The 14,190-nt window shown below is 51.2% G+C and carries 14 protein-coding genes; 2 read left to right on the top strand and 12 right to left on the bottom strand.

Features of this window, described 5'->3' with window-relative positions; translation table 11 throughout:
- Both WC515_05930 and WC515_05935 read left to right on the top strand, forming a co-directional pair.
- Nucleotides 1-323 (top strand): hypothetical protein (locus WC515_05930; GenBank protein MFA5146888.1); only part of this gene is annotated, 323 nt, incomplete at its 5' end.
- 55 nt (nucleotides 324-378) lie between these two features.
- Nucleotides 379-3,729 (top strand): Ig-like domain-containing protein, encoded by a 3,351-nt coding sequence (locus tag WC515_05935; GenBank protein ID MFA5146889.1) that lies wholly within the window; start codon nucleotides 379-381, stop codon nucleotides 3,727-3,729.
- 21 nt (nucleotides 3,730-3,750) lie between these two features.
- On the opposite strand, the gene WC515_05940 is transcribed toward WC515_05935, so the two are convergent.
- The 12 genes from WC515_05940 to WC515_05995 all read right to left on the bottom strand — a co-directional run bounded on the left by WC515_05940 (nucleotide 3,751) and on the right by WC515_05995 (nucleotide 14,185).
- On the bottom strand, nucleotides 3,751-4,758 hold the full coding sequence (locus tag WC515_05940; protein ID MFA5146890.1) for a hemolysin family protein: 1,008 nt from the start codon (nucleotides 4,756-4,758) through the stop codon (nucleotides 3,751-3,753).
- A 3-nt stretch (nucleotides 4,759-4,761) separates the two neighbouring features.
- A complete protein-coding gene (locus WC515_05945) occupies nucleotides 4,762-5,352 on the bottom strand; it encodes a DUF502 domain-containing protein (GenBank protein ID MFA5146891.1) in 591 nt (196 codons plus the stop codon).
- A 27-nt stretch (nucleotides 5,353-5,379) separates the two neighbouring features.
- Nucleotides 5,380-6,639, bottom strand: coding sequence for an Nramp family divalent metal transporter (locus WC515_05950; GenBank protein ID MFA5146892.1), 1,260 nt, complete (start codon nucleotides 6,637-6,639; stop codon nucleotides 5,380-5,382).
- Nucleotides 6,636-7,976 (bottom strand): CBS domain-containing protein, encoded by a 1,341-nt coding sequence (locus tag WC515_05955; protein MFA5146893.1) that lies wholly within the window; start codon nucleotides 7,974-7,976, stop codon nucleotides 6,636-6,638. The genes WC515_05950 and WC515_05955 overlap by 4 nt, the downstream gene beginning before the upstream one ends.
- Nucleotides 7,977-7,987: 11 nt before the next feature.
- Entirely contained in the window at nucleotides 7,988-8,491 is a 504-nt protein-coding gene (locus tag WC515_05960; protein ID MFA5146894.1) for a DNA-binding protein, read from the bottom strand.
- Complete coding sequence (locus WC515_05965) at nucleotides 8,488-9,993, bottom strand: TrkH family potassium uptake protein (protein MFA5146895.1); 1,506 nt, start codon at nucleotides 9,991-9,993, stop codon at nucleotides 8,488-8,490. The genes WC515_05960 and WC515_05965 overlap by 4 nt, the downstream gene beginning before the upstream one ends.
- Nucleotides 9,990-10,130 (bottom strand): hypothetical protein, encoded by a 141-nt coding sequence (locus WC515_05970; GenBank protein ID MFA5146896.1) that lies wholly within the window; start codon nucleotides 10,128-10,130, stop codon nucleotides 9,990-9,992. The genes WC515_05965 and WC515_05970 overlap by 4 nt, the downstream gene beginning before the upstream one ends.
- 2 nt (nucleotides 10,131-10,132) lie before the next feature.
- Entirely contained in the window at nucleotides 10,133-10,801 is a 669-nt protein-coding gene (locus tag WC515_05975; GenBank protein ID MFA5146897.1) for a TrkA family potassium uptake protein, read from the bottom strand.
- A gap of 26 nt (nucleotides 10,802-10,827) precedes the next feature.
- Nucleotides 10,828-11,472, bottom strand: a complete 645-nt coding sequence (locus WC515_05980) for a TrkA family potassium uptake protein (GenBank protein MFA5146898.1) — start codon at nucleotides 11,470-11,472, stop codon at nucleotides 10,828-10,830.
- A gap of 38 nt (nucleotides 11,473-11,510) precedes the next feature.
- A complete protein-coding gene (locus tag WC515_05985; GenBank protein ID MFA5146899.1) occupies nucleotides 11,511-12,107 on the bottom strand; it encodes a MarC family protein in 597 nt (198 codons plus the stop codon).
- A 179-nt stretch (nucleotides 12,108-12,286) separates the two neighbouring features.
- Entirely contained in the window at nucleotides 12,287-12,469 is a 183-nt protein-coding gene (locus tag WC515_05990; GenBank protein MFA5146900.1) for a DUF2934 domain-containing protein, read from the bottom strand.
- A gap of 48 nt (nucleotides 12,470-12,517) precedes the next feature.
- Nucleotides 12,518-14,185, bottom strand: coding sequence for a glycoside hydrolase family 57 protein (locus WC515_05995; protein MFA5146901.1), 1,668 nt, complete (start codon nucleotides 14,183-14,185; stop codon nucleotides 12,518-12,520).
- Nucleotides 14,186-14,190: the final 5 nt, after the last annotated feature.

Consider the following 14,190-nt stretch of genomic DNA (forward strand, 5'->3'; position numbering starts at 1 on the left):
ACGGTATATGGGCCAGGTACGGCACTGGCACCTGGGCATTACTCAGCTCCGCCACCCCCGAATCTATGGCCTCAGGCGACATTGACGGTAACGGCAAGGACGATATAGTGATCGACTTCGGGCCTGAGTACGGCATATGGATACTAGGCGATAGCGGCCTATGGACCAGGGTGAGCGATGTGGACCCCGGGTCTATCGTAACGGGAGACCTGGACGGCGATAACCTCGGCGATATAGTCATCGACTTCGGATCGGAGTACGGTATATGGGCGAAGCATCAGGACGGCACATGGGAGGAGATACATGGGTTGAGCGCGAAATGAGGGAAGGGCGAATAAAATGTGTATAAAAAAATATTGTTATATGACCATAATATTAATGAGCGTCGTGTCAGCCCCTTGCACAGCCGACTTCTCTTATGCAAATACTCCTCCTATCGCGGAGACAATCCAAATAGAGGTGTCTCAGAACCAGCCAAAAGACATAGTGCTTCAGGGAAGCGACCCTGATGGCGATCCTATAGTATATACGATAGTGTCATACCCCGCCTATGGCGCGCTCACCGGCGCACTGCCTGATCTCACATATACGCCTTCTGCCGAATATTATGGCGCTGATTCATTCACCTTTAAAGTAAATGACGGTGCAGCCGATTCAGAGATAGCGACGATATTCATTATCGTGACACCTGACGTTACTTTGGATGTGTACGCCGAAGAGGAGATACGCGATATCTATCCGACCGTCATCGGAGGCAACGAAGTGTACCATTACTCAAGCATATTGTGGCTCATGTATGATTATTCTAAGGATAGCAACCTTTCAAAGATGTGCTGGCGCGTGCATCTCTCCGACAATGGGTGGGGCATAAAATGGGATACCAATCTTATCGACCAGCGCTCGGTGATATCCACATATAATCTCGAAGGCCTTAACGGCTCCTCTCAGGTTTTCGTCCCACCTGACGGGTTTTATACAACTTACGATAATGTCGATCATAACCAGGGTAATAAATTTGTGGTGGATTACTGGGAAGCTACGGATATGGACCATTCGGGAGTGGTGATAAAAGGCACTCAGGCCGCCAACGCATACCAGAGGGTCATATTCGCCCAGAAACCTGCGATACCGCTATATGTGCGTCTCGATGTGAAGATAGACAGCGCGCGCACATTTCGCTCGATCAATTCCGGATGGGTATTGTTGAATAATGATAATAACTTTGAGGTCCGTTTTACCAATGACAGGCGGCTTGATATACGCTGCCGCGATACCCTGAATAAAATAAAACAGCTGGCCCTCTCGCCTGTCCTTGAGCTTGACCGTTATTATTCCATCGAGGTATATTACGGCAATAACGAATGCGCCTATTGGCTGGACGGTTCAGAAATAGACAGGGCATCGCTCACCACAAGAGCGAATATACAGGAAGTTGACTTCGGCTCGGTGAGATCTGATATAGCCGGGGCGGAGGGGCAGATACACGTAGATGCATTACGGGTAGATGACAGTTACATAGGTAATAATGTCAAAAGGCCATGGCAATATCCATATAAAGCGGTATACACTTTCGATAACAACCTCCGCACCATAGACGATCTGGCAAAGATGTCCGAACGGCTCGGGGTGACGCTCCTGTGGGGAATACCCGCACCTAATAAAACAAGACCGGGATATGTGGAAAACACCGACGCCACCGGCTGGGATTGGCAGACAATGCAATATTACGTGGATATGGTCGAATACCTCGATGGGGTGGCGGATCCGGACTATGCAGAAAAGGTGAAGACGCTCGACTGGACACATAGCACGCCGGATGACAACTGGGCCAACTTGCGCGCCGCGCGCGGCAGGGTAGAACCCTACAACCAGATATACTTTGAATTCGGCAATGAACCTTATTATGCCGGCGGCTGGAGGTGGACGGACGCCGCGACGGGCCAATATGTAACGGATCTGGATGGCTATGGGAATGAGTTTGTCGCCTTCGCGACAAAAGTGCATGCCATTAACGGCAATATAAAATTAGGGATCCACACCATGTCGGGCGGCAGCAACAATGACTGGTTCGATAAACTGCTGCCGATAGCCCATGACCATATAGGGTTCATCAGCATATTCCATTATTATTTGTTTTATCACGACTCGGTACAGGGGCTTGTCCCCCCTATCGAGCACTGGCTGGGCATCCCGGTAGGCGAGAATAACACCTGGCGCTACTATCTCGGAAACAACAGAAGAGAATGGGTACAGGCGCCTTTTGGAAAAAGCAATCCTGTAGAGGGGGCGGACCACAGCATATACCTGCCTTATTACGCCCGCTTTAAAATAGACCAACATCTTTCAGACCGCCCTGACCATGCCTCGATCCCGCTCGCCATAACGGAATACGGCTATTTTGGCAATGCGGGGTACGGTGAGGAAAACTGGATAGGCACCGCCATACACCGCGCAAGCTGGATAGAAAATAATATAAAATCGGGTGTTGCAATAGGGAATTCCTGGAGCAGTCTGGCAAGCCAGCGGTTTGGCCATGGGATCATCTCGCTCCATAACAACCCCGAAGGAGGGATAGAAATAACGCCTTCTTATTATCTTTTCAGGATGATGGCAGATCACCTGGGAACCAGATTACTAAAGTCCGATATGTTGAGCACCATAACACCGTACTGGTGGCAGAGGGACCCCGCAAAAGACCAGCCGGGACAGGGCTTTGATATCCCTTACGTTACTTCCTGGGCGTCTATAGATGCGGAAAAAAAGAAGATATACATTACCTTTATCAATAGGAGCCAGGTCTACCCCGCTAATATATCGGTCAAATTACACGGAATTGTGCCGTCTGACACAGTAAAAGTTTTTATGCTGAATGGGAACAGCATCGGCGATGATAATGAGATTACGAACGAGGGCAGCAGATACACATGGTGGCTGCCTGCCTCAGACAGTAATGACAATCCAAATAACATAGTAACGAAAGAGTATTCCGCTTCAATCACCGGCAATTCATTCAGTTATACTATCCCTAAATTATCTGTCACTATCTTTGAAATTACAAAATCCGGCGTTGAAACAAACAATGGCCCTATATTTACATTGCGTGCCGACGGAGATGGTATAAGGGACACCGTCATCAACTTCGGTCCCTCATACGGGGTATGGGCAAGGTATGGCAACGGCTCATGGGAACGCCTGCATGAGCTCTCCCCCGATTCAATGGCCTCGGGGGATATTGACGGTGACACCATAGACGATATAGCCATGGACTTCGGCCCCTCTTACGGGATATGGGTGAGGTACGGCAACGGCTCATGGGGTCAGCTGCATAACTTGAGCTGCGAACATATGGCTATATGCGACCTCGATGGGGATAACCTCGGGGAGACAGCGATCGACTTCGGGCCGGATTACGGCATATGGGCCAGGCACTATGACGGGACATGGGACCTGGTGAGCGATGTAAGCCCGGAATCTATTGCCACGGGAGACATTGACGGTAACGGCAAGGATGATATGGTGATCGACTTCGGCGCCTCTTACGGCATATGGGCCAGGCACGATGACGGCACATGGGACCTGGTGAGCGATGTAAGCCCCGACTTGATGGCCGCCGGGGACCTTGACGGAGACGGCAAAGACGACCTGGTCATCGACTTCGGCACACAACACGGTATATGGGTCAGATACGGCAACGGCAACTGGGAGAAGATACACGATCTGAGCACGTAGGACCCGGCCACAGGACGGTATCTATGCGGGATTCCTGATATCGTATTCGTCCTGTATCTCACCCACTATCTCTTCCAGCACATCTTCCAGCGTTATGAGACCCGCGACCTTCCCTTGAGGATCGGTCACGAGAGCTATGTGGGTGTGCCCTTTCTGAAATTCCTTCAGCAGCTCCGTCACCTTCTTTGTGTCCGGCACAAAGGTAACGGGATATACGATATCCTGCAGGACGACCAGCTCTTTATTCGCGGAAAGGCTTAAGAGATCTTTCATATTTATAATGCCTATGATATTCTCGGGCTTATCTCTGTATACGGGTATGCGCGAGTAACCCGATTCCAACACATCATCAACGATGTCGTCGAACTTGGAATTTACGTCAATAGAGACCATCTCTTTCTTCGGCGTCATCACGCTGCGTACAACGGTCTCGCCGAAGTCGAATACCTTGGAAAGCATCCTGTATTTGTCCCTGTGAGGCGCATTATCTTCCTCCCCCAGCTTGATCAGCGCCCTTATATCCTCATCCGTAACCAGCGCCTGTTTTCCCGCCGCAGGACCGCTCATCAAATTTACTATCGCGTTCGTTATGACAGCGAGGACCTTCACCATGGGTGATAATATAAGTATGAAGACCTTTATGGGCCTGACCAGTAAAAGCGAAAGTTTTTCGGAATGTCTGGCCGCGAGCGTCTTTGCGGCCACTTCCGCTACTATGATAAGGAACGTGGCTACTATGGTAGCGAGGACCACCCCGTTCTTTTCGTCCGACACAACGGCGATCATCAATACCGTAATTATAGAGGCGAGCAGAGTATCGACGATATTGTTCGCTACAAGGATAGTCCCAAAAAATCTTTCGGGTGTCTCCAGTATCTTCAGTATGGTCTTGGCTGCCTTTGAGCCCGTAGAAGCAAGCCGGCGCAGCCTGAGACGGCTCACCGCTATGATGGAGGTCTCCGAGGCGGCCGTCAATGCCGCCAGCATAAGCAATATAATGATCGTGACAAGCCAGAATATCGTTTTCATATATTAGGGGTTGATTATCCCTCCCGACACTATGAGTTTGATCCCTTCCTCGACAGATATGTCCAGGAACTTCACGTCTTCCCTGGGCACAAATATCAGAAAGCCTGTGAACGGGCTTGGGCTAGTCGCGATGAAGACACTTACCAGGTCCTTCCCGGTCTTTTCTTTGGCATTCCTGAAGCCGTCATTGGTCACAAAGGCGACGGACCATATCCCTTTTGACGGGTATTCCACCAGGACGACCTTCTTGAAGGCCGGTTTATCTTTCGAAATGAAAGAGTTAACTATCTGCTTGGTCGCCGGGTAGACCTGGCGGATGAGAGGAAGCCGCATCAATCTCCCCTCGATCGCCCGGAATATCTTCTTACCAAAGAAATTTGTCGCGATAAACCCTATGACCAGGACCGTCAATATGCCCAGTATGAAACCGAGGCCCGGGACGACGAAACCGAGATACTTCTTAAGGTAGAAATTTATCACCTTGCCCCATATGCCGTCTATGAACCTGAATATTATGAAAAGGAAGTAGAAGGTGAAGAAGACCGGGAGCGTTATCAATACACCTGTGACAAAATATCGCCTTACTTTAGACATATATCTCCTTTAATGATATGACGGCCCTTACCTTTTCGGTAAAAAAGCGGTGACGGCTAAAGCGATAGTCAATCCTGCCACGATCATACAAGTGGCCCAGGAGACGACATTGAAAAATACGGAATTCCTGTATTCCCCCATGAGATGTTTGTCATTTATCAGGATGATCATAAATACCAGGACAAAAGGCAGAAAAACGGAGTTGGCTGCCTGCGAAACGAGCATCACCATCACCAGGTTCACTCCCGGCATCATTATGACCCCGGCGCCTATTATTATAAGCGCCGTAAATAAGAAATAGAATTGCGGCGCCTCTTTCAACCGTTTATCGACGCCCGTTTCCCAGCCGAGCCCCTCGCAGACGGAGTAGGCGGTAGCGAGCGGCAGGATCATGGCGGAGAAGAGGGACGCGTTCAGAAGCCCGAAAGCAAAGAGAGAGGCGCAATGGTCGCCGGCCAGCGGCCGGAGCGCAAGGGCCGCGTCTTTCGCGTTCTCTATCCTTATGCCGCTCTTGAAGAGCGTCGCGGCGCAGGAGATGATTATGAATACCGCGACTATGCTGACGACTATCCCTCCTATTATGACGTCCAGGCGCGCGTACTTATAATCCTTTACCGGTATTCCCTTCTCCACAACGGCCGACTGCTGGTAGAACTGCATCCATGGCGCTATCGTGGTCCCTATGACCCCCATGAGCATGAATATGTAATCCTGGCGCCAGCTGAACATAGGATGGGACGCCTCCTTAAGGACCGCTCCCCAGTCAGGATGGCCCATAAAGCCCGTGATGATGTACGAAAAATAGAAGACGCATGCCGCCAGGAATATCTTCTCTACTGACTTATATGTGCCCTTGACCACTATCCACCATACCAGCACCGCCGCTATCGGCAATGACACGTAACGGGGTATGCCGAATATCTCGCAACTGGCCGCTATGCCGGAGAATTCGGATACGGTATTGGTCAGGTTCGAGATTATGAATGCCAGCATCGCGTAAAAGGTCACTTTCACTCCGAACTTTTCGCGTATCAGGTCCGCCAGCCCCTTGCCTGTCACCACACCCATCCTGGAGCACATCTCCTGAATAACGATGAGGGCAACGGCCATCGGCAAGAACACCCATAACATCGAATACCCGAAATGGGCCCCGGCCACGGAATACGTCGTGATGCCGCCGGCGTCGTTATCGACATTTGCCGTTATGATGCCGGGCCCCATGATGCTCAGAAATATAAGAAAACTCTTCCAGGGAGCCGGTTTCCGGATCCCTTCCTGATCGTTCATATCCCCTTCGCCGCCCTCGGCCTCTTTCTCCAGGCGATCGATATGACCTGGCTCAGTATATCATCCATGGTGATTATGCCGTGCAATACCCCTTTCTCATCCACGACGGGGATCGCGGAGACCTTATACTTGTCCATCAGGTAAGCCACCTCTTTTACGCTGTCTTTCAGATGGACGTATATCGTCTTCTGGAAGACCGTCTTTATGACAATATCTTTGGGCTCGGCAAAAAGAAGCCGTCTTACCGTGGTCGCCCCCTTAAGGTGGTTCTTTTCGTCGACTACATAGATATACGGCACGGTATCGAACTCCCGCGTCTCGTTCTTTATATATGTTATCGCGGATTCTACGGACGTACTTTCGGACATCGATACGAAATCTGTCGTCATCAGCCCTCCTGCCGAATCGCTCGAATACCCAAGGAGGGTCGACAATTTCTTCGCTTTCGCCGACTCCATAAGCGTGAGTATATTCTCGACCATATTGCGGGGCAGGTTCTCAAGGAGATCAGTAGCCTCATCCGGAGACATGTTGGTTATGATCTGTGCCGCCTCTTTCTTATCCAGCTCTTTCAATATCATGTTCTGCTCTTCGAACTCTATATTTTCGAAGATCCTGGCCTTCGTTATAGCATCCAGGGCCTTGAAAAAGACCATCCGTCTGGCAGAATTGAGGTCGAACATTATCTCGCTCAGGTCAGCCGCCGGTATCGACAGGAGCTGTTTCTGCGAAACCGCCAGCTTCATTGTCATACTCGCGGGGTTTACGGACACCGGCTGGATATATTTCCACGAAACGAGCTCCTCGTTCTTAAGATACGCCTCTTTCTTAAAAATATTTTTTACCAGGAGATCGACGCACCTTTCCCAGCCCATCCGCCGCACCAGGCCCCTCAAACCTATATTTACGTGGGCCAGCATGAGGTCCCGGTCGACCCTGAGGAGGTGTACGTCGTTCACGCGTATGACCTTGTGATTGTACGTATCGACCACCTGCTGGTCGAGGACATCCCTGCGCAGGAGGAACTCATACTCTCCCGGTTCCGGAGAGAAGACGATCTCTTCCTTCCTGGCATCTAACCTTAAGTCGTCCTCTATATCGGCCACCCTCGACCACGGTACGCTCGCGTAGGAAGACCTCAAAGAGCCCCTCTTCACTATGATCTCGTCCAGCCGAGGGTATATCTCGCCCGACCTGACGGAGACGTCCCAAAACCGGCCGAGATGCGTCCCGTCGCCGCACAGGACATCCTTACCCAGGATACCGGAGAAATTAATGAACATCGCCTGTGCCTTGGCCCTTATGGACTCTATACCGTTTACAGATAGATGTGCCATGGTCCTCTTGCTTATACCCTTTTCCTGAATACGAATGCCGTCAAAAGGACGAGCGAGAACAATATGAAGGAGAGCGCGGACCTCTTTTTATTCAGATGTTCTTTTATTATCTCCCCTTTTTCGATGACCTTGACGGCCTTGGCGTGGATATCCATCTCACCGTTATGGGCAGGGCAGGCGCGGTTGAATACGCCATCCACCTCCAGGATGTCTCCCTTGCGTTTATAGCCGCCGATAAATCTGACCGGCTCGATATCGGCCGTCCTGGCCCATACCCCTACGGCATTGCGCCCGTCGTTCAGGTTCACCCACGAATATTCCCCGCGGTTCAGGATCGCAGTCACGACTTCGCCCTTGTATTGGACCGGTTTACCGTCAAGTTCTTTCGCCTTCTCTATCAGATCGCTGCTCGTGACCGTCCCGGCGTAGCAATCCGTAAACTGTAAGCTACAGGATATAAGCGCAAGAACAAATACCCTATACCCTATACCCGATGCCCTATACCCTTTATTCATTTCTTCCCCTTAAATATAGCCAATATCATCCCGCCGAGCACAAATATAGATATGAACTCGAGACGTCCCGCCCACATCTGGGCCATATAAACGATCTTCAGGGCCGCCGGCATAGAAGGTGATGTTATACCGCAGGAGAGACCCACATTTGCGGCCGCGGATACCGATTCAAATGATGCCTCGCTCAAGGGATAGCCGCATATCATACCGGCTATGGTGCCGAATAGATATAAGTTTATGTACGAAAGTAAAATTATGGCAGACGCCCTGACATGCTTATCGTCCAGGATGAGGTCCTTTATGTGGTGTATCTTCTGTATGAGTACCGCGCTATCAGGTATCATCAGCTTCTTTATGTCCTGCCTCAGCGCCTTGTACATTATGCCTATCCTCAGCACCTTTATGGCGCCGGTCGTGGAGCATACGCTCCCACCTATGGCCATAGCGATCGTTATACCCAGCATGGCGAACTGGCCCCATTCGTTCACGAACTGCCGCGCGTATATGGTGGAATACCCTGTCCCGGTATGGGCCGATGCGAGATGGTAGAACGTCTTTTTAAAGAACGGCATGGCGCCGGCATAGACCGCCCCCTCCGAAAGAGCGGCGGCGGTGATAGAGAGCGTCACCACCACGCTTATGAAGAGCGTCACGATCTCTATATTCTTATAAAGCTCTCTCCTGTTGCCGGTCCAGACCGCGTAGTGGAGCGCAAAATTAACGGAGCCGAGAAGCATTAGAGATACGGTTATCACCTCGAACGGGAAGTTATGATAGAAGAGGATGCTTTGTGACTGGGGCGTGAAACCTCCGGTATCGAATGCCGCTATGAATACGCATACGGAATCGAAGACGGCCTTCGACGGCTTGAGGCCTCCCATTATACCCGAGACAGATAATGCGGCGCTCCCAAGCAGAAGATATACAAGGCTCACCAGCCATATGAAACGTGCCGTCTCTATTACGTTCGGCAATATCCTCTCATCACGCGCCTCGCCCACATAGACCCTGAAGGCCCCCGCGGTCCCTTTAAATAGGAATGTAAGCGCTATCACGACTATGCCCTGGCCGCCGATGAACATGGTGAGGTGGCGCCAGAGATTGTGAGAGTATGCCATATGGTCGAGGTCGACGACAAGCGACAATCCCGTAGTCGCGTAACCGCTCATCGCTTCGAAGCAGGCATCCAGATAAGACAGGAAGTGCCCGCTGAGGTATAGGGGTATCGCGGATACGAACATCGCCAGGAGCCACGAAAGCGATGCTACCACCATGGCATGCATCGCGGAGAGGTCCTTCTTCGTGTAGCATACGATGACCGCTATGAGGCCGGCCAGGATAGAGACCGATATGCCGAGCAAAAAATCTACCGCCGGTTCGAACTCGGAATATGCGAGAGCCAGGGCAAAAGGTATCAGCATCAGGATACCTATGCCGATGACGATCTTCCCGAGGTAATACCCTATTATCTTGTAGTCCTCTAATGCCGGCCGTAAGATCATCTGAGGAGACCCCACCATACCAGGCACACCAGGAACCCGGCGAAGATAAAAAAGCACACCAGGGATATCTCCAGCGATATACCTAGGACGGCATTCAGCATATTCTTAAAAAATATGCCTGCCTTGAAACGTTCCATCGTCAACCTTTCACCTTGCCTACCAGGGAATCGAGGAGCTGCTGCTCATTTTCTATAGTCGTGAGGGCTATTATATCGTCGCCCTTCCTCAGGACCGTCTCGCCCTTGGGCACGATTATGCTCTCACCCCTCACGACGGAGACGAGGACGGAATTTTCGGGTACCCGCACGTCTTTCACGCACTTGTCTATCACGGGCGAGTCGCTCGTCAGGTCGACCCTTACAAGCGCCAGCTTACCCCTCTTGAACGTCATCAGGTTTATGAAATCCTCGAATGACGCTTCCTCCTCTATTATCTTAGCTATTATGGTCGTGGAATTGACCGGGACGTCTACCCCGAGCTCATTAAATATGCGCTCATTCTTCGGGTTATTCACCCTCGCGACGGTGCGCCGCACCCCGAAGACCTCCTTGGCGAGCTGGCAGATTATCAGGTTATCCTCGTCTTCAGCCGTCACCGCGGCGACGACATCGGCCCTGCCCACCTCGGCATCCTCCAGATACCGCGGTTCGCAGCCGTCGCCATGGATCACCAGCGCGTCCAGGTTCTGCGACATACCCTCGCACTGCACCTTATCCTTCTCTATCACCGCTACCGCGTGTTTATCCTGAATGAGTTTTTGAGCCAGGTTAAATCCTACCCTCCCTCCGCCTACTATGACTATATACATGGCACGATCTCCTTCGGGGGTTTATCCTATAATTTGAACGTATTTTTGACCTTGCCGAGGCTCGTCGTCCTGACCACGCCCATCACCTTGTCATTCAGCTCCAGCCTCGTCTCCAGCTGGGGGATGATGACCTTCTTCTTGCGCTCGATCGTAACGACCATAAATTCATCGGGCATATTGAGCTCCTTCACCTGTCTGCCCTTCAGATGTTCGTCTATAGGGACCTCGATGACACCGAGCTCGCCGGTCTCTACGAGATAGCTTGTGAAACGGTTCTCTATGATCTTATCCCTTATCATGGCCGCGACGAGGACCGTCCCGCTTATGGTATCGAGCCCCAGCTTGCGGTATATGTTCGCCCTCTTGGGGTCATAGACACGCGCTATGACCCTCGGCACCTTGAATATCTTCTTCGCTATCTGGCTCGCCATCAGGTTCGTGTTGTCACCGCTCGTCACGGATACGAAGGCATCCTGTTTATCTACCTTAAGTTCCTTGAGGAGCTTCTCGTCAAACCCGTTCCCGACAGCCGCTATACCGTTGAAGGTCGCGCCGAGCCGCTTGAACGAATCCTGGCTTTTGTCTATTATGGTGACGTTATGCCCTTCCTGCGACAGCAGAAGCGCGAGCTGTGACCCCACCCTGCCGCAACCTACGATCATTATGTTCATGACAACCCTCCGGGACTGAAAGTTTCGCTAAAAGTATACTACCCTCTGGCGCTCAGGAAGTAGGTGATGGTGTCTACGAGGCCTTTTCTCATCATCATGACGGCTATGGCCGCCAGGAGAAGGCTCGCTATCTTGGAGAAGGCCTTCGACCCGGCCTTACCGAGAAAATCTGATATAGCCGTAGCGTACGAAAAAGTGATCCATACCAGCACGAGGTTCACTACGAAGGACGATACTGTAAGGAAGATACCGTGAGTATCGAGGAGTATTATGATGGTCGTGAGGACCGCCGGACCCGTTATGAGGGGCGTCCCTATGGGGACAGCGCCCATGGTGGCGGTAGGGAGCTTTTGCGTCTTTTCGTGCTGCAGGATATCCCTCAACGATATCACGAGGAGCACAAGCCCCCCGGCGATCTTGAAATCGGATACGAGGACACCGAGTATCCTGAATATCCATTTCCCCAGGAAGAGGAACGTTACCCCCACGAGAAAAGCGGTGATTATGGACTGGGTCACTATTTTGCTCTTCTCGCGTTTCGTCAGGTGTTCGGTGAAACCGATAAAGAGCGGAAGCACCCCTATCGCGTCCATAGCTACAAATATAGGGATAAAGGCGAGCAGAAAATCTTTCATATAATTGATATAATTATATCATATAACCATATGAATTACAAAAAAAACGGACGCTTCGCCGATTCACGCATAAAAAAAGGCAAGGTCTGTATACAAACCTTGCCTTAAGAATATAAAGACCGAATCTCCCGGGATCCGATCATTATTCTTGAAACTTTAAATAAACCTTTTAGGGACGATTACCTGCAGAGCTTTCCCTTTATGATCCTCTCTGCCTCTAACCAGTCGTCCTGAGAATGACCGGCCTTGCGGCCTCTCTTTTCATAGAGCTCGTATGCCTTCTTCTCTATGAGCTTACTCAAATCTTCCTTCGTCATCGTAGGGTTGGAAGATTTCCCGAGTTTAAAGGATGTCCTTGCCATAACAACAACCTCCTTTCATATTATATCCATTATATCAATTTCTCTTTATTATGCAATAGAAATCTTCAAAAAATCCGGGACAGGTTTTTTCAGGAACTTATATACGTTCCTGAGGTGCGTCCTGTAAAGGACATCGAACGGGTTCAGTTTCCCGGCGTGCGCCTTGCCGCCGTACCACCAGTTCCAGTCGCTCCCCTCGGCGATGTAGAATTCCCTCCACGCCTTCTGTATATCCTCGCCGTACGCCTTTCTGTCTTTCTGGGACGCCTTGGTAAAGCGCATCAGATCTCTCCTCACCCTGTCGAGGTATTCCCACGAAACGTTATCCTGTTCTTCGCCTATCCATATCTCAAAATTGTGGTTTATCCAGGATGCCGGGAATATATTCGTCAACGTCTTCCTGGCCGGCTCGACGGCCAGATAATCGCTTATCGTGGTCGATTCGAACGGCTCATCCGCATCGTCCAGACGGGCGTACAGCGTCTCGAAGAAACGCCTGCCGTTGTCTTCGTAATACTCCCAGGCATTTTCACCGTCCATGGCGATGGTGACTATCCCGCTATCGGTATCGCGCCTCAGGTTATCGGATATGCGCCTGAAGTGGCCGGTCAGGTCCTCGGCCGCCTGCGCGGGGTCCCAGGAGTTGTAGCTGAAACTTATCATATCGGAAAGGTTCTTGTCGCGGAAGACGAGCGTCATATGCCTTGAGTCCCTCTTCATCCTGTACGGCTGATATATGAGCCGCCTGTCGATGGCGCCGGAATCCCGGTATTTCTTATCGTAAAGGGCGAGCGTCTTGAACAATATGTCTTCGTCGGTTGCGGCCCAGTCGACGCCGTTGGCTATCATCAGGTCGAGCGCCGCGTCCGAGACGCTCCCCTCCGAAGGCCACATGCCTCTCGGCGCCTGGCCGAATTCGTCGGCGCAGTATTTCAGGGCCTCGGCTATGTGCCAGTTGGCATCCTCCGGGTGGGAGAACCTCTTCTTCGGAAGTTTCATATAAGGAGAGGATGCGCGGGCTGCGGACGTATCACAGAGGAGCGGTAAGATGGGGTGGTAGAACGGCGTTGTGCTTATCTCTATACGGCCGGCGTCCTGTAGCCTCTTATACAGAGGCAGGATCTGGCCCATGATCTCTTTCTGCTTGGCTATTACGTACTCTTTGTCCTCTTCGGTATAAGACGAACCCTTATCGATGAGGTCTTTCAGGTTTATATCGTCATCGATGCTTATAGAATGGAACCACGCGAGGTTAAAGAGGACCTGGAGGTCGCGCATATCGTGATCGGAGAAGCCCCTGGCTATCCTCTTGAGCCCCGTGAAGGCGGTATCCTTGAGGCCCTTCTTTATCAGGAGCTCCGAATAGCGCGCGTTCGGCTCTATGAAATGTTTGAAATTCACCCTGAAGAAATTCTCCAGAATCTGCGCCTTTTCGTCAAGCGTCAGCGCGCTCGCCCTCTTCGCAGTGAGGTCGAGGAAGATGTCGCTGGCATCATTACGGACATAATCGTTTATCTGCTCGATGAGGGACGGGACGAGATTGAATGTCGCCTTTACGTTGTTGAAATCTTCCAGGAGGGCGGCCATGGGGAAATAATCTTTTATGCCGTGGAGCCGCACCCAGGGCATAAGGTACTTTCCCGAGATGGGGTCTTTATAGAACGGCTGGTGCATGTGCCACAGGAAAGCGATATCTATTTTTTTATACGCATCCATAGATC

The sequence above is a fragment of the Candidatus Omnitrophota bacterium genome, from assembly GCA_041650805.1.
Lineage (GTDB): Bacteria > Omnitrophota > Gorgyraeia > 2-01-FULL-45-10 > 2-01-FULL-45-10 > JBAZKM01.